Origin of the sequence: Streptomyces sp. NBC_00448, from assembly GCF_036014115.1 — a bacterium.
GTDB lineage: Bacteria > Actinomycetota > Actinomycetes > Streptomycetales > Streptomycetaceae > Actinacidiphila.
The window spans coordinates 9,265,081-9,280,089 of record NZ_CP107913.1 but is presented as its reverse complement, the minus strand read 5'-3'; the positions used below and the strand labels follow the sequence as shown (position 1 = coordinate 9,280,089).

Here is a 15,009-nt window from a genome sequence, read left to right as displayed (position 1 = left end):
ATGCCTCGCCTTCCCACCCCGCTCACCCTGCCCGCCGGCGCCCCGACCGACGCCGAGCTGCGGCGGGCCCGACGCCGCCGGCGGCGCTCGGAGTCGACCGCCGCGTGGGCGTTCGTCATGCCCTCGGTGCTGGTCATCCTCGGCCTGAGCGTCCTGCCGGTGATCTGGTCGCTGCTGCTGTCCTTCCAGGCCGACGACCTGGTCACGCCCAGCCGCTGGGTCGGGCTGCAGAACTACCACGCGCTGAGTCAGGACCCGAACTTCCGCCAGGCGGTGCGCAACACGCTCATCTACACGGCGCTGTACGTGCCGCTGAGCATGGCCCTCGGGCTGGTGCTGGCGCTCGCGCTGAACCGCAGGATCAGGCTGGTCGGCCTGTACCGGACGCTGATCTTCGTGCCGTTCGTCATCTCGGCGACCGCGCAGGGCGTGCTGTTCTCCTTCATCCTCGACCCGGAGTTCGGCGCGGCCAACTCGGTGCTGCACGCGCTGCACATCCCCGCGCAGGGCTTCCTCACCGACCCCGGGCAGGCGCTGTACGTCCTGGTGGCGATCTCGCTGTGGAGCGGCACCGGATTCTGCCTGGTGGTCTACCTCGCCGCGCTGCAGGACGTGCCGCCGGAGCTGCTGGAGGCGGGCCGGCTGGACGGCGCCGGCCGCCGCCACCTGCTGCGGCACGTGGTGCTGCCGACGCTCACCCCGGTGAACGTCTTCCTGCTGGTGTGGCAGGTGATCGAGTCCCTGCAGGTCTTCGACCTGGTGTACGTCACCACCAAGGGCGGCCCGCTCGGCTCGACGACGGTGATCGTCTACTTCATCTGGGAGATGGCCTTCCAGAACTTCACCGCCGGATACGGGGCGGCGGCCGCGTACGTCCTGGCGGTGGCCCTGCTCGTGCTCGCGGCGGGAACCCGGTTGCTGCGCCGCCGCGGCACGGACCGCCTGGAAGGAGCCACCCGATGACCGCGACCTCGGCGCCCGCGCGTGCCGTCCCCGACTCGGACACGCCGTCCGCCGCCCCGGCCGGCGGCCGGGCCCGCCGGCTGCTGCCGTTCAGCGCCTGGCACCTGGCACTGGCCCCGCTGGCGTTGCTGTTCGCGATACCGCTGGTGTGGCTGCTGCTGAGTTCGGTGATGAGCGACGCGGAGATCAACCGCTTCCCGCCGGCGCTGTGGCCCTCGCACATCGACCTGAGCGGCTACCGCTACGTGCTGGGCAACGCGATGTTCCCGCGCTGGTTCGCCAACTCGCTGATCGTGTCGGTGTCCGCGGTCGCCTCGAACCTGGTCTTCGGCGCGCTGGGCGGGTACGCCTTCGCGCGGATGCGGTTCGCCGGGTCGCGGATTCTGCTGGTGACGATGCTGGCCACGATGGCCATCCCGTTCCAGCTGACGATGATCCCGACGTTCCTGGTGATGAAGCGGCTCGGGCTGATCGACTCGCTCGGCGCGCTGATCGTGCCGTCGCTGGTCACGCCGTTCGCGGTGTTCCTGCTGCGGCAGTTCTTCCTGTCGCTGCCCAGGGAGCTGGAGGAGGCGGCCTGGATCGACGGCTGCTCGCGGCTGCGGGTGCTGTGGTCGGTGGTGCTGCCGCTGTCCCGGCCGGCGCTGAGCACGGTCGCGGTGCTGACCTTCCTCAGCACCTGGAACGACCTGACCTGGCCGCTGATCGCGATCAACCACGACGTGCACTACACGCTCCAGTTGGGGCTGACCACCTTCCAGGGGCAGCACCACACCAAGTGGTCGGCGGTGATGGCGGGGAACGTCGTCACGGTGCTGCCGGTGCTGCTCGCCTTCCTGGGCGCGCAGAAGTCGTTCATCCAGTCCATCACTTCCAGCGGCCTGAAGGGCTGATCCGATGCCACCCACGTTCGACCTGCTGGTGGTCGGGGACGTCAACCCCGATGTCGTGGTCGGCCCGCTGACCGGGCCGCTCGCCTTCGGGCAGCGCGAGCAACTGGTCTCCACCGGGCTGCTCACGCTGGGCGGCTCGGCGGCCATCATGGCCTGCGGCGCGGCCCGGCTCGGCTTGAAGGTCGCCTTCGCCGGGCGGATCGGCGCCGACGACACCGGCGCGTACGTCCGCGCCGCGCTCGCCGCCCGGGGGGTGGACACCGACGCGCTGCGGGAAGACCCCGGCCTGCCGTCGCCGCTGACCGCGGTCCTCAACCGGGCCGCGGGGCCGGGCGAGCAGGGCGGCGACCGGGCCATCCTCACCGCGCCCGGCACGCTGGCCGCCACCACCGGCGACGACGTGCCGGCCGCGCTGCTCGCCGACTGCCGCCATGTGCACGCCGCTTCGTACTTCCTGATGCCGAAGCTCGCCGCGGCGCTGCCGGACCTGTTCCGTACCGCCCGCGGGCACGGCGCGACCACCTCGCTCGACACCAACGACGACCCGGAGGGGCGGTGGGACCCGGCGGGCCTCGCGGCCGCCTTGCCGGTCACCGACTACCTGCTGCCCAACGCCCAGGAGGCGCGGGCGCTTTCGGGCGCGGCCGAGCTGGAGCGGGCGGCCGCGGCGCTGGCCTGCCAGGGTCCGACCGTCGTCGTGAAGGACGGCGCCGACGGAGCGCTCGCGCACGACGGCACGGCCCTGCTGCGTACGCCCGCGGTGCCGGTGACGCCGCTGGACACCGTCGGCGCGGGCGACAGCTTCGACGCGGGGTTCGTCGCCGGGATGCTGGCCGGCCTGCCCCTCGAAGACGCGCTTGCCCTCGCCGCGGCCTGCGGCGCGCTGTCCACCCGCGCGCACGGCGGCACCGGCGCACAGCCCACCTGGGACGAGGCGCTGGCCGCGTCCCGCACCACCGCCCCGGACCCGGGGCAGAACCACGGAGAGAGCACGTGACCACCACCACTGCCAAGATCGCGTTCATCGGCGCCGGGAGCGTCGTGTTCACCCAGGGGCTGCTCGCCGACCTGTTCGCCTTCGAGGAGCTGAAGGGCGTGCACATCGCGCTCCACGACATCGACGCGGAGCGGCTGGCGACCGCGGAGGGCGCGGCCCGGCACATCGCCGCGCACCTGGGCGCCGGGCCGCGGATCACCGCGCACGCCGACCGCCGGGAGGCGCTCGCCGGCGCCGACTTCGTGGTGAACATCGTGCAGGTCGGGATGGGCGAGTCGACCCGCACCGACTTCGAGGTGCCGGCCCGCTACGGGGTGCGGCAGACCATCGGCGACACCCTGGGCGTCGGCGGCATCTTCCGCGCGCTGCGCACCTTCCCGCTGCTCAAGGCGCTCGGGCAGGACATCGCGGAGGTGTGCCCGGACGCGTGGCTGCTGAACTACACCAACCCGATGGCGATGAACGTCCAGTACCTCGCCGAGGCGACCGGGCTGACCCGGGTGGTCGGCCTGTGCCACTCGGTGTACTGGACGATGCACGACCTGTGCGAGCTGCTGGAGGTGCCGTTCGAGGAGGTCCGCTACCAGGCCGCCGGCGTCAACCACCAGGCGTGGGTGCTGCGTTTCGAGCACCAGGGCGAGAGCGTGTACCCGCGGCTGGACGCGCTGATCGAGCGGGACCCGCAACTGCGCCGCCGGGTGCGCGTGGACATGTACCGGCGGCTGGGCTACTACCCGACCGAGACCAGCGAGCACTCCTCGGAGTACGTGCCGTGGTATCTCGGCCACGCGAGCGAGGTGGAGCGGCTGCGGCTGCCGATCGGCACCTACCTCGACATCGTGGCCGACAACGTGGCGGAGTACGAGAAGACCCGCGACTCGCTCGCGGCCGGCACCCCGCTGCCGGTGGCCGGCACGATGGAGTACGCGCCGCAGATCGTGCACAGCATCGTGACGGGCACGCCCCGCACGGTCTACGGCAACGTGACCAACCGCGGCCTGATCGACAACCTGCCCGCCCACGGCACCGTCGAAGTGCCGTGCCTGGTCGACGCGTTGGGTGTGCAGCCGACCCGGGTCGGGGCGCTGCCGCCGCAGTGCGCGGCGCTGAACCGCTCCTACCTGAGCATGAACGACCTGGTGGTGCGGGCGGCGGTCGAGGACGATCCGCGGCACATCCGGCACGCGGCGATGGCCGACCCGGCGACGGCGGCGGCGCTGCCGGTGGAGAAGATCTGGCAGCTGTGCGACGACATGGTGCGCGCGCACGGGGAGCTGCTGCAGCCGGGCCTGCGGGCGGTGCTCGGCAGCTGATCCGCCCGGCCTGACGGGCCGCGCACCACCCGGGCCGCGCACCACCCGGGCCGCGCACCACCCGGGCCGCGCACCACCCGGGCCGCGCACCACCCGGGCCGCGCACCGCAGGGGAGTTGCCTCCCCTGCGGTGCGCGGCCTTTCGGTCAGCTGGCGCCGGCGGTCCCGCTCAGCTCCTCGGACCAGTAGCTGCCGGTGGGCAGCGTGTCCCAGGGGTTGGGCAGGTCGTCGGGGGTGGCGTAGAGGTAGCCGGCGTTGCGCTGCTTGCTCAGCGAGACGGTGGTGTCGAGGTCGGCCTGGGTGGGGGTGGCGTAGACCAGGTGCCAGAACTTGCCGGGGTCGGTGGCGTTCAGCTCCCAGGCGGGCGGGGTCCAGGAGGCGTAGGTGGCGTAGGTGCCCTCGAACATCACCAGGATGTCGGCGGCCGAGGAGTAGCACTGGTCGGCGGGTGCGCCGGGGTTGTCGACGGTGAGGGCGCCGGGGTGCGCCTGCTTGGTGGTGGTGTTGATCCCCGAGTAGAGGTTCACGTGCGCGTTGCCGGTGCCGCAGTCGTTCAGGGCGTCGTCGAAGAAGATCCCGGCCAGGCCCGAGGAGCCGTACCAGGAGTACCAGTTCGCGACGTCCGCCTGGATCTGCGCCGTCCAGGCGGCGACGGTGGTCTGCCCGTCGCGGGTGGTGCGGCCGGTGGTGCCGAAGTAGCCGGTGTCCACGTAGCCGATCACCTTGGTGCCGGAATTGGTGGCCGACCGTACGGCCTGGGCGTAGCCGCTGTCGGCGGCGGTGCCGGGGCCGTTGGAGGGGTTGGCGACGGCGATGCCGACGCCGGGTCCTGCCTGGTCGATCTGGTTCCAGTAGCCGGCGCCGGCCGCGTCCGAGGGGTTGAAGTAGGCGGGTACGGCGACGTGTTGGACGCCGGCGGCGGCGTTCGCCGGGGCGCCCGCCGTGCCCAGCGCGGTGAGCGCGAGCGCGGTGGCGACCGCGGTGAGCACGGCCGCCCGTGCCCGCCCGGCGGTCCGGCCGGAGCCGGCCGCCGGGCGGTGGGAGGTCGATCGGTGGGTCGATCGGTGGGAGGAGAACACGTGTGCCCCTTTCACGGTGGGGGGTGGGGTGGAGGAGCGGGCCGGTCAGCCCTTGACTCCGGTGTGCGCGATGCCCTGCACGAACTGCCGTTGCAGGAAGGCGAACACCACGATGACCGGCAGCGACGCGAGCAGCGAGCCGGCCATCAGCACGGGGTAGTCGGTCTGGAACTGGCCCTGGAGGGACGCGAGTCCGGCCGAGAGGGTCATCTTGTCGGGGTCGGTGTTCACCACCAGCGGCCAGAACAGGTCGTTCCAGCTCCACAGCAGGGCGAGGACGCCGAGCGCGACCAGACCGGGGCGCACCAGCGGCAGCATCACCGACCAGTAGATCCGAAACGGCCCGGCGCCGTCGATCCGCGCGGCCTCCTCCAACTCCCTGGGCAGCGCCAGGAACGACTGCCGCAGCAGGAAGACGCCGAACGCGCTGAACATGCCGGGCAGGATCAGCGCCTGGAGGCTGTTGAGCCAGCCGAGGTCGGACATGATCTGGTACTGCGGGATGATGAACAGCTGCGGCGGCACCATCAGCACCGACAGGAACAGCCCGAACAGCACGCCGCGGCCGGGGAAGCGCAGCCGCGCGAAGGCGTAGGCGGCCATCGGGCACAGCACGACCTGGCCGAGGGTGCGGCCCAGCGCCATCAGCAGCGTGTTGAGGAACTGGTGGCCGAACGGCAGCAGGTCGAAGACCTTGCGGTAGTTCGACCACTGGCTGCCGGGCAGCGGCGACGGCGGCACATGGGTGGCGTCGGTGAGCGACTTCAGCGAGGTGACGGCCTCCCACACGAACGGCCCGACCATCACCAGCGAGGCGGCGATCAGCACGGTGTGGACGCCGAAGTGCGAACCCGTGCGCCGGGAACGGGCCTCAGCCATAGTGCACCCACCTTTTCTGCATGCGGAACTGAAGGGCCGTCAGGGCGATGATGACCAGCAGCAGCACCATGACGATCGCGGCCGCGTAGCCGCGGTCGTTGGTGACGAACGCCCGGTCGTAGAAGAGCTGCACGACGGTCTCCAGGCGCGGGAAGGCGGGGTTGGCGCGGGCGGCGTCGCCGGAGCCGGCCATCACGTAGACCAGGTCGAACAGTTGCAGCGAGCCGATCACCGAGATCACCGACACGAAGAACGCGGTGGGCGACAGCAGCGGGATGGTGACCGAGAAGAACTGCCGTACGGGGCCCGCGCCGTCGATCTCGGCGGCCTCGTAGTACTCCTTCGGGATGGCCTGCATGCCGGCGAGGAAGATCACCAGGTTGTAGCCGATGCTGCTCCACACGCCGACCGCGACCAGCGCGTACAGCGCCACCCGCGGGTCGGCGATCCAGTTGGGGCCGTCGACGCCGACCAGCGAGAGCAGGTAGTTCACCAGCCCGTAGTCGCCGTTGTAGAGCCACCGCCAGACCATGGCGATGGCCACCGGCATGGTGACCACCGGCAGGAAGAACAGCGTGCGGTAGACGCCGATGCCGCGCAGGCCGGGCCGGTTGAGCAGGGCGGCGAAGACGATCGCCAGCGGGATGGAGACCAGTCCGAGCCCGGTGTACGCCAGGGTGTTGACCATCGCCTGGCCGAACTCGTGGTCGTGCAGCATCCGGTGGTAGTTGTCCAGGCCGCTCCAGGTGTGGCCGCCGAAGGCACCCCAGGCGGTGAAGGAGAAGTACGCGGTCTGCACGACCGGCCACAGGTAGAACACCGCGAGGCCGAGGCCGATCGGGGCGATGAACGCGTATCCCCACAGCGCCTCGACGACCCGGTCGCGGCGCGGGCGGCGGCGGGCCCGGCCTCGGCGGCCGCCGTCGGGCGGCGGCTGCTCGGTGCGGGCGGCGCCCGGGGTGGAGGTGATCGTCATGTCACTCCTTGGCGAGCGAGGCGTTCATCGCCGTGGCGAGTTCCTTGGCCGCCTTGTCGAGCGACTCGTCGCCGTTCCACACCTTGGTCAGGTAGGTCAGCTCCTCCTCGTTCCAGGCCGCGGTGTCCTTGGAGACGGGGAAGGGCACGGCGTACGGGAGTTCGTCCAGGAACGTCTGGAGCTTGAACTGCGGGTGCGCGGCGATCCAGGCGCCCTGGGTGCCGTTGTAGGCGGGCATGGTGCCCTTGGCGCCGAAGATGTCCGCGGCCTGCTTGGAGCCGAGGAACTTCACGAACTGCCATGCCTGGTCGGCGTGGTGGGTCCTGGCCGAGACCACGTTGGCGACGCCGTGGATGACGGTGGCCTGCTTGACGCCCTTGGGCAGCGGGGCGACGTCCACATGCGTCCTGGTGTAGCTGTTGCCGCCGAACTCCGTCGCGTCCCACGAACCGCCCCAGTACATGGCGATCTTGCCGGCCTCGAAGAGCTGGAGCGGCGCGGTGTCGGTCATCGTCTTGAGGTCGGGCGACTCCTTCTTCGCGATCAGGTCGGTCCAGAAGCGCAGGCCCTCGATCGTCTTCGGGTCGTCGTAGCCGGACTTCTTGCCGTCGGCGGAGATGACGTGGCCACCGGCCTGGGCGATGGTGTTGTACTGGTACTCCTGGAAGCTGGTCAGCTCCGCGTCGGTGCCGTACTGGCCCTTGCTGCTGTCGGTCAGCTTCGCGGCCGCCTGCTGGAAGTCGCTCCAGGTCCAACCGGCCTTGGGGTAGGGCACCTTGGCGGCGTCGAAGAGCGCCTTGTTGTACCAGACGCCGACGGTGTCCATGTCCTTCGGCAGGCCGTAGTGCTTGCCCTGGTAGGTGTAGAGGTCCACCAGCTGCTTCGGGTAGGCCGACAGCGGCACCTTGTCCTTGGCGATGTCGTCGTCCAGCGGGCGGATCACGCCGTTGGACGCGTACAGCTGGAAGTTGGGGCCGTTCATCCAGAACACGTCAGGAGCGGAACCGCCGGTCGCCGCGGCCTTCAGCTTGGTCCAGTAGTCGGCCCACGGGGTCAGCTCGACCTTGATCGAGATGTTCGGGTGGGTCTTGGTGAACGCCTTCCCGAGCTCCTCCATCGCCGACTTCTGGGTGGCGTCCCACACCCCGTAGGACAGCGTGACCTTGCCGTCGGAGGACGCCGAACCACTTCCGCCCGACGAGCAGGCAGAGGCGGCCAGGACCACCCCCAACGCCATCGCAGGCCACCGCACCGAGTTCCGCATCCCATGTCCTCCCGACAGTCGAGAAGCCCTCCGCGCCGACCGGCCAGCAAGGGCATCGAGTTCGCCTAATCATGGAGTCCAGGGAAATTAAGTCAATACCCGGGGCGGTTACGAAGTCGTTGCCGCCGCGTGCCGGCCCTCCTCGCACGCCGCGTTCCGGGCCTGCCGCGCGCCGCGCGGGCACGGCTACGGGCGGCGTCGCGGAAGCGTTTCCGCCACCCGGCGTCGCACCGTACCAGCAGGTCAGCGGCCCCCGTCGCCCCGGCCGCCGCCGCCCCGCCCCGCCCCGGCCGGCCCCCGCGCGAAGCGCTCGGGACCGCCGAGGTCGGCGCTCTCCCGGAGTTCGCGGTCCACGTGGTCGAGCGCGAGGCGCAGCGCGCCCAGGGCCACACCCTCGTCGCCGAACTCCGACACCCGCACCTCGGGCGTGCGGATGCACCAGCGGTCCAGCTCGCGCCGCAGCGGCTCGGCGATCAGGTCTGCGGATCGTGAGAACCCGCCCCCGATCACCACGAGTTCGGGGTCCAGGGTCAGCACCAGGGCGGCCGCGCCGACGGCGACGTCGCGGACGTAGCGGCGCACCACCGCCGCCGCCTTGCGGTCGCCGGCCCGCGCGGCCTCGAAGACCGCCTCCGCCGCCGCGTCCAGGTCGCCCTCGGGATCGGCGGCCGGCCAGGACTTCAGGTGCTCCTGGGCCCTGATCCACCCCGACGCGGGCAGCGCGCCGATCTCGCCCGCGGCGTTGCCGAAGCCGCGGTGCAGCTTGCCGTCGATGATCAGGCCCGCGCCGGTGCGCAGGCCCGCCAGGATGAGCACCACGTCCTTGGCGTAGCGGGCCGCGCCGCGCCAGGACTCGGCGAGCGCCGCGAGCTTGCTGTCGTTCTCCACCAGGACCGGGCCGCCCACCCGCCGGCCCAGGTGCCCGGCCACGTCCACCCCGGTCCACTCCGGCAGCGCCTCGGAGAGCATCACCCGGCCCGCGCCGTCCACCAGCCCGGTGGTGGCCGCGCCCACCGCCCAGATCCCGTCGGCGGCCACCCCCGCCCCGGCCAGCGCGTCGGCCACCGCGCGGTCCAGGGCCGCCAGCCGCTGCTTGCGGCCCATCGCGGGCGCGACGGCGATCCGGCCGCTGTGCAGCACCGTGCCGTCCAGGTCCGCGACCAGGGCGAGGATCTTGTGGCCGCCGATGTCCACGCCCAGCACGCGGCCGGCGTCGGCCCGGAACCGGTACCGGCGGGCCGGCCGGCCCACGGCGCCGGCCGCGGCCGGCACGTCGGCCAGCCAGCCGCGCTCCAGCAGCTCGCGGACCACGTCCTCGGTGGAGGCCCGGGACAGCCCGGTCCGGCGGGAGATTTCGGTCAGCGTCAGCCCCGGCTCCTCGCGCAACACGCCGATCAGCGCGAGCGAGTTGAGCCGCCGGAGCTGGGACAGGTCGCCGCCCGGCGCAGCGTCGGTCACCAGGCCCCCTTGAGATCGGTTGCCACAAACCTAATAATGAGGGACTCCTTCGTAAGTACGGGAAAGGACCCCATGTCTCGGGTGACTCTAGCTCTCGTCGGCGCCGGGCTGCGCGGCCTGTCGTACGCGCGCCGCGCCCATGACACCGGCGAGGGCCGGGTGGTGGCGGTGGCCGAGCCCGACCCCGGGCGACGCGCCGCCGCGGCGCGCGAGTTCGCGGTCCCGGCCGACCGCGTGTACACCGACTGGACCGAACTGGCCGCGGCCGGACCGCTCGCCGACGCCGCCATCGTGGCCACGCAGGACCGGCAGCACAGCGGGCCCACCGTGGCACTGGCCGACCAGGGCTACCACATCCTCCTGGAGAAGCCGATGGCCACCGAGGAGGCCGAGGCCGAGGTGATCACGGCGGCGGCCGAGCGCAACAAGATCATGCTGGCCGTCTGCCACGTGCTGCGCTACACCCCCTACACCCGTGCGCTCAAGGGGATGCTGGACGACGGGACGATCGGCCGGCTGGTGAGCGTGCAGCACCTGGAGCCGGTCGGCTGGTGGCACCAGGCGCACTCCTTCGTCCGCGGCAACTGGCGCAACTCGGGCACCTCCGCGCCGATGCTGCTCACCAAGTCCTGCCACGACATCGACTGGCTGCTGCACCTGTTCGGCCGGGCGCCGCGGCGGGTCGGCTCCTTCGGCAGCCTCTCCCACTTCCGTGCCGAGGACGCCCCGAAGGACGCCGCCGAGCGGTGCCTGGACTGCCCGCTGGAGTCCACCTGCCCGTACTCCGCGAAGCGGCTGTACCTGGACTGCCTCGCCGACGCGGACAGCCGGTTCTGGCCGCTGTCGGCGGTCACCGACGACCACACCGAGGCCGGGGTGCTGGCGGCGCTGCGCACCGGACCGTACGGCCGCTGCGTGTACGCCTGCGACAACGACGTGGTGGACCACCAGGTGGTGTCGATGGAGTTCGACGACGGCGCCACCTGCTCGTTCACGATGAGCGCGTTCACGCCGATGGAGCACCGCAGGACCCGGCTGATGGGCACCCGCGGCTTCCTCGACGGCGACGGCCGGACCATCCGCCGGGTGGACTTCCTCACCGGCGCGGACGAGACGGTCGAGGTCGGGGCCGAGGCGGGCGCGTCCGCCGCCGACGGGCACGGCGGCGGCGACGAGGCGCTGATGGACGCCTTCCTCGCGGCCGTCGCGACCGGCGACGCGGAGCTGCTGCGGTCCGACGCCGCCACCAGCCTGGCCGGCCACCGCGTGGTGTGGGCGGCGGAGCGGGCCCGGGTCAGCGGCACCGTGGTCGACGTGGCGCCGTAGTCCCCGCGGGCCCGTTCGCCCGGTCCGCCGCCCGCCGAGGTCACTCCTTGGTGGCGCCGGCCAGCATCCCCGAGACGAGGGTGCGCTGGGAGAACAGGAAGAGCACGAGCACCGGCAGGATGGCGACGATGATCGCCAGCGCCAGCTCCGGGATGGTGATGTTCGGCCCGGCACCGGCGACCGGGTTGAACGACGGTGTGGAGGTGAGCAGTTGGTTGAGCCCCACCTGGATCGGGAACTGGTCGCTGCTGGGCAGCACCAGGTACGGCAGGAAGAGGTTGTTCCAGTTGCCGACGAAGCTGAAGAACGCCACCAGGCCGACCACCGGCTTGGCCAGCGGCAGCGCGATCCGGGAGAACAGCTGCCACTCCGAGCAGCCGTCGATCCGCGCGGCGGACAGCAGGTCGCGCGGCAGGCTGGTGGCGAAGTAGATGTACACCAGGTACACGCCGAACGGGTAGAACGAGAACGGCAGGATCGCCGACCAGATGGTGCCGATCAGGTGGAAGCGGTTCAGCTCCAGGAAGATCGGCAGCACCAGCGTCGCCGACGGCATGATCATCGTCACCAGGATGGCGAGGAGCAGCGTCTGGCGGCCGTGGAACCGGGTCAGGGCCAGCGCGTAGCCGGCCGGCAGACTGGTGAGCAGGGTGAGCACCAGCGAACCGAGCGAGTAGACCGCGGAGTTGCGCAGCCACACCAGCAGCACGTTGGTCCTGGAAGTCGTACAGGTGCCGCCAGGCGGCGCCGACCTGGTGCAGCGAGCCGAACGAGAGCGGGTTGTCGTGGGCGCGCGGGTCGAGGCGGGGTCGGTACGGGGCGGGGCGGGGACGCGGGCGGAACGGGTTGGACAGGTGGCGGGGTGAACGGATGGCGCGGGGTGAACGGATGGCGCGGCCAGAACAGACGGTGCGGGGTGAACGGGTGGTGCGGTCGGTGCGGGTCGTACGGGCTAGGAGGCGGACGACCGAGGTGAGGGGGGCGCGGACTCGTCGCCCTGGGACCCGCCGCCGGCCGCGGTGGTGCCGCGGTTGCCGGCCAGATCGAAGACCCGGTCGCGGATCTTGCGCTCGAACTGGCGCTGGGTGGTGGCGATGTGCTCGGCCATCAGGTCGGCGGCGCCCTCGGGTTCGCCCGCGGCGATGGCCTCGGCGATGGCGACGTGCTGGTGGCCGGCGACCTCCAGCGAGCCGGGCACGTCGCCGTGGAAGAGCAGCACGTCCGACTGCGCGGCGAACCGCCGGACGCTTCCGACGCCGGCCCGCAGGAAGACGTTGTGCGCGGCGATCCCGATCGCGTCGTGGAAGTCCGCGTCCGCACGGGCGAAGGTGTCCGAGTCCGCCGCGCGACCGGCGACGAGCGAGCTCTCCGCTCCTTCCCGGATCGCCCGGACCTCGATGGGTGTGGCCTGGGCCGCGGCCCGCCGAGCGGTCTCCGACTCGATCAGCGTGCGGTAGTCCAGCAGCATCAGGACGTGTTCCATGCTGGTCGGCTGGAAGTGCGCGAGCTGGTCGTCGACCGGCCCGCCCGGCGACTCGGCCACGAAGATGCCGGCGCCGCGCCGTACGCTCAGCCGCCCGATCGCGGCCAGCACCTTGACCGCCTCCCGGGTCACGTTGCGGGTCGCGCCCAGGATCTCGGCGAGCCCCTGTTCCGTGGGCAGCCGGTCACCCGGCCGCAGTCCCTGGTCGGCGATGTAGCTCAGCACCTGGTCGGCGACGAGTTCATAGCCCGGCCGGTAACGGCCACCCGCCGCGCCACCGTCACCGGTCGGGGGCAAGGCACCACGTTCGCCAGACACCGGGCGACCTCCTCGTCGATTAATCACGTTCATTTGCGCCGTCACTATGGCATCCACGTTACGGGAAGGGAAGACCTCGGATCTCCCGTCAACTCCCGGACTAAAAGAGAGCAAATCGCATCACACTCTCCCAGCTGGTCCGGTCGGCTCCGGAGGATTGCCGGACCGAGACGGGATGCATAAGGTTCTTCCCGATCGATGAAGCAGATCTGCGCCGTCATCGCGCCACCGGGCGCGGCGGCCGGACGGGAGGACCGACACCATGCGGCGATTCGCCACCGTGATCAGGCTGCGGCCGGAGAAGGAGTCGGAGTACCGGAGCCTGCACGCCGACGTCTGGCCCGGCGTGCAGGCCGCCCTCAAGCGGGCCCACATCGCCAACTACTCGATCTTCCTGCGCGACGGCCTGCTCTTCAGCTACCTGGAGTACACCGGCACCGACTACGCCGCGGACACCGCGGCCATCGCCGCCGACCCCGTCACCCGCCGGTGGTGGGAGCTGACCGACCCGTGCCAGCGGCCCCTGGACAGCGCCGCCCCGGGCGAGTGGTGGGTGCCGGCGGAGGAGGTCTTCCACCTCGACTGATCCGGCTCCCCGACGATGGCCCGGGCCCCCGACGGCGACCATCCGCAGGGAGCCCGGGAAATGAATAGATCAATCCGTCCGCCCGGTGCGACCGTTCACGGCCTCAGCAGGGACCGGGCCGCGGCGTCCTCGCCCGCCTCCAGCAGGTTCGCGGCGGCGCCGACGACCAGCGGGTCCGGCTCGCCGACCACCTCGTCGTCGCGGTCGGTGTACGGGAAGCGGGCCAGCACGCTGCGCATCGCCTCGACCCGGGCCCGCTTCTTGTCGTTGCTCTTCACCACCGTCCAGGGCGCGTACGCGGTGTCCGTCTCGTGGAACATCGCGACCTTCGCGGCGGTGTACTGGTCCCAGCGGTCCAGCGAGGCCAGGTCCATCGGGCTGAGCTTCCACTGCCGCACCGGATCGACCTGGCGGATGGTGAAGCGGGTGCGCTGCTCGTTGCGGGAGACGGAGAACCAGAACTTCACCAGCTGGATGCCGTCGTCCACGAGCATCCGCTCGAACGCGGGCGCCTGCCGCATGAAGCGGTGGTACTCGTCGTCGGTGCAGAAGCCCATCACCCGCTCCACGCCCGCCCGGTTGTACCAGGACCGGTCGAACAGCACGATCTCGCCGGCGGTGGGCAGGTGCGCGACGTACCGCTGGAAGTACCACTGGCCGCTCTCGCGCTCGCTGGGCTTCTCCAGCGCGACCACCCGGGCGCCGCGCGGGTTGAGGTGCTCGATGAACCGCTTGATGGTGCCGCCCTTGCCGGCGGCGTCGCGCCCCTCGAAGAGGATGACGAGGCGCTGCCCGGTCTCCTTCACCCAGCGCTGGAGCTTCAGCAATTCGATCTGCTGGAGCCGCTTGTGCCGCTCGTACTCCGGCCGCTCCATCCGCTGACCGTACGGGTAGTTCTCCCGCCAGGTGTCGACGGTGCTGCCGTCCGCGCGGACCAGCACCGGGTCGTCCTGATCGGTGTAGTCGACCGTCATACCGGCGAGCAGTTCGCCGGTGCCGGAGCTGGTGTGCCGCACCGTCTCACCCGTCCTTCCGTCCACGTCCGCCGCCCGCGCGGGGCAGGCGGCACCATCCTCGGCCGTACGTCGTCGATCCGCCAGGGCCACCGGGTCGGGCGGTCGACGGGTCCACCGGTCCGATCGTCCGCTAGTGGAACTGCGGGATGATCAGGTACAGGCCGTAGAGGACCGCGCACGCGCAGACCACGAAGCAGGCGCCCGCGCTGATGGCCTGCGCGGTGCCGTCGCCGCCGGACGCGCGGTGTTGGTCGCGGGCGGCGAGCGCCCACACGCCGAGCGCGAAGAGCACCACGACGCCGACGGTGGCGCCGAGGCTCACCACGGCGACCTGCACCAGCGAACCCCATTTCACGTGCATGTCGCCGTCCTCTCGCCGTCGCTTCCCCGCTGCCGCCGCGGCTCCCGGGCCCGTCCCTGTCGTCCCTGTCCCCGCCACCGTCCGCGTTCCGGTCCCG

The 15,009-nt window shown here is 71.7% G+C and carries 14 protein-coding genes and 1 pseudogene; 6 read left to right on the top strand and 9 right to left on the bottom strand.

Annotated features, from left to right (window positions below; translation table 11 throughout):
* From OG370_RS39815 to OG370_RS39800, 4 genes are read left to right on the top strand one after another with little or no spacing between them, the layout of a single operon-like run.
* A complete protein-coding gene (locus tag OG370_RS39815) occupies positions 1 to 963 on the top strand; it encodes a carbohydrate ABC transporter permease (protein ID WP_328473158.1) in 963 nt (320 codons plus the stop codon).
* Entirely contained in the window at positions 960 to 1,856 is an 897-nt protein-coding gene (locus OG370_RS39810) for a carbohydrate ABC transporter permease (RefSeq protein ID WP_328473156.1), read from the top strand. The genes OG370_RS39815 and OG370_RS39810 overlap by 4 nt, the downstream gene beginning before the upstream one ends.
* A 4-nt stretch (positions 1,857 to 1,860) precedes the next feature.
* Positions 1,861 to 2,853, top strand: coding sequence for a carbohydrate kinase family protein (locus OG370_RS39805; RefSeq protein ID WP_328473154.1), 993 nt, complete (start codon positions 1,861 to 1,863; stop codon positions 2,851 to 2,853).
* Entirely contained in the window at positions 2,850 to 4,166 is a 1,317-nt protein-coding gene (locus OG370_RS39800; RefSeq protein WP_328473152.1) for an alpha-glucosidase/alpha-galactosidase, read from the top strand. The genes OG370_RS39805 and OG370_RS39800 overlap by 4 nt, the downstream gene beginning before the upstream one ends.
* 146 nt (positions 4,167 to 4,312) lie before the next feature.
* Here OG370_RS39800 and OG370_RS39795 read toward each other — a convergent pair whose 3' ends face one another.
* The 5 genes from OG370_RS39795 to OG370_RS39775 all read right to left on the bottom strand — a co-directional run bounded on the left by OG370_RS39795 (position 4,313) and on the right by OG370_RS39775 (position 9,822).
* Positions 4,313 to 5,245 (bottom strand): spherulation-specific family 4 protein, encoded by a 933-nt coding sequence (locus OG370_RS39795; protein ID WP_328473150.1) that lies wholly within the window; start codon positions 5,243 to 5,245, stop codon positions 4,313 to 4,315.
* A 45-nt stretch (positions 5,246 to 5,290) separates the two neighbouring features.
* Positions 5,291 to 6,124 (bottom strand): carbohydrate ABC transporter permease, encoded by an 834-nt coding sequence (locus tag OG370_RS39790; RefSeq protein WP_328473148.1) that lies wholly within the window; start codon positions 6,122 to 6,124, stop codon positions 5,291 to 5,293.
* On the bottom strand, positions 6,117 to 7,100 hold the full coding sequence (locus OG370_RS39785; RefSeq protein WP_328473146.1) for a carbohydrate ABC transporter permease: 984 nt from the start codon (positions 7,098 to 7,100) through the stop codon (positions 6,117 to 6,119). The genes OG370_RS39790 and OG370_RS39785 overlap by 8 nt, the downstream gene beginning before the upstream one ends.
* 1 nt (position 7,101) lies before the next feature.
* Positions 7,102 to 8,337, bottom strand: a complete 1,236-nt coding sequence (locus OG370_RS39780) for an ABC transporter substrate-binding protein (RefSeq protein ID WP_328473144.1) — start codon at positions 8,335 to 8,337, stop codon at positions 7,102 to 7,104.
* A gap of 270 nt (positions 8,338 to 8,607) precedes the next feature.
* Positions 8,608 to 9,822 carry an ROK family transcriptional regulator gene (locus tag OG370_RS39775; protein ID WP_328473142.1) on the bottom strand — a complete coding sequence of 405 codons (1,215 nt, stop codon included), beginning with the start codon at positions 9,820 to 9,822 and terminating at the stop codon, positions 8,608 to 8,610.
* A 72-nt stretch (positions 9,823 to 9,894) separates the two neighbouring features.
* Here OG370_RS39775 and OG370_RS39770 point away from each other — a divergent pair, with 72 nt between their 5' ends.
* Complete coding sequence (locus OG370_RS39770; RefSeq protein WP_328473139.1) at positions 9,895 to 11,148, top strand: Gfo/Idh/MocA family protein; 1,254 nt, start codon at positions 9,895 to 9,897, stop codon at positions 11,146 to 11,148.
* 40 nt (positions 11,149 to 11,188) lie between these two features.
* On the opposite strand, the pseudogene OG370_RS39765 reads toward OG370_RS39770, so the two are convergent.
* A pseudogene (locus tag OG370_RS39765) lies at positions 11,189 to 11,936 on the bottom strand (carbohydrate ABC transporter permease); the annotation flags it as partial.
* Between the two features lie 164 nt (positions 11,937 to 12,100).
* Positions 12,101 to 12,949: a FadR/GntR family transcriptional regulator gene (locus OG370_RS39760; RefSeq protein ID WP_328473137.1), complete on the bottom strand. Its 849-nt coding sequence runs from the start codon at positions 12,947 to 12,949 to the stop codon at positions 12,101 to 12,103.
* A gap of 262 nt (positions 12,950 to 13,211) precedes the next feature.
* Between OG370_RS39760 and OG370_RS39755 the strand changes: the two genes are divergently transcribed.
* Positions 13,212 to 13,535, top strand: a complete 324-nt coding sequence (locus OG370_RS39755) for an L-rhamnose mutarotase (protein ID WP_328473135.1) — start codon at positions 13,212 to 13,214, stop codon at positions 13,533 to 13,535.
* 95 nt (positions 13,536 to 13,630) lie between these two features.
* On the opposite strand, the gene ppk2 is transcribed toward OG370_RS39755, so the two are convergent.
* Together ppk2 and OG370_RS39745 are read right to left on the bottom strand one after the other, a co-directional pair.
* Positions 13,631 to 14,509 (bottom strand): polyphosphate kinase 2, encoded by an 879-nt coding sequence (ppk2, locus tag OG370_RS39750; protein WP_328474848.1) that lies wholly within the window; start codon positions 14,507 to 14,509, stop codon positions 13,631 to 13,633.
* 172 nt (positions 14,510 to 14,681) lie between these two features.
* Positions 14,682 to 14,912 (bottom strand): hypothetical protein, encoded by a 231-nt coding sequence (locus OG370_RS39745; protein ID WP_328473133.1) that lies wholly within the window; start codon positions 14,910 to 14,912, stop codon positions 14,682 to 14,684.
* Between the last annotated feature and the right edge of the window lie 97 nt (positions 14,913 to 15,009).

What these genes read in the sequence shown, in the direction of transcription:
- OG370_RS39815 (WP_328473158.1), top strand. Translation starts at nt 1, where the DNA reads ATGCCTCGCCTTCCCACCCCGCTCACCCTGCCCGCCGGCGCCCCGACC.
- OG370_RS39810 (WP_328473156.1), top strand. Translation starts at nt 960, where the DNA reads ATGACCGCGACCTCGGCGCCCGCGCGTGCCGTCCCCGACTCGGACACG.
- OG370_RS39805 (WP_328473154.1), top strand. Translation starts at nt 1,861, where the DNA reads ATGCCACCCACGTTCGACCTGCTGGTGGTCGGGGACGTCAACCCCGAT.
- OG370_RS39790 (WP_328473148.1), bottom strand. Translation starts at nt 6,124, where the DNA reads ATGGCTGAGGCCCGTTCCCGGCGCACGGGTTCGCACTTCGGCGTCCAC.
- OG370_RS39785 (WP_328473146.1), bottom strand. Translation starts at nt 7,100, where the DNA reads ATGACGATCACCTCCACCCCGGGCGCCGCCCGCACCGAGCAGCCGCCG.
- OG370_RS39780 (WP_328473144.1), bottom strand. Translation starts at nt 8,337, where the DNA reads ATGGCGTTGGGGGTGGTCCTGGCCGCCTCTGCCTGCTCGTCGGGCGGA.
- OG370_RS39770 (WP_328473139.1), top strand. Translation starts at nt 9,895, where the DNA reads ATGTCTCGGGTGACTCTAGCTCTCGTCGGCGCCGGGCTGCGCGGCCTG.
- OG370_RS39755 (WP_328473135.1), top strand. Translation starts at nt 13,212, where the DNA reads ATGCGGCGATTCGCCACCGTGATCAGGCTGCGGCCGGAGAAGGAGTCG.
- ppk2 (WP_328474848.1), bottom strand. Translation starts at nt 14,509, where the DNA reads ATGACGGTCGACTACACCGATCAGGACGACCCGGTGCTGGTCCGCGCG.
- OG370_RS39745 (WP_328473133.1), bottom strand. Translation starts at nt 14,912, where the DNA reads ATGCACGTGAAATGGGGTTCGCTGGTGCAGGTCGCCGTGGTGAGCCTC.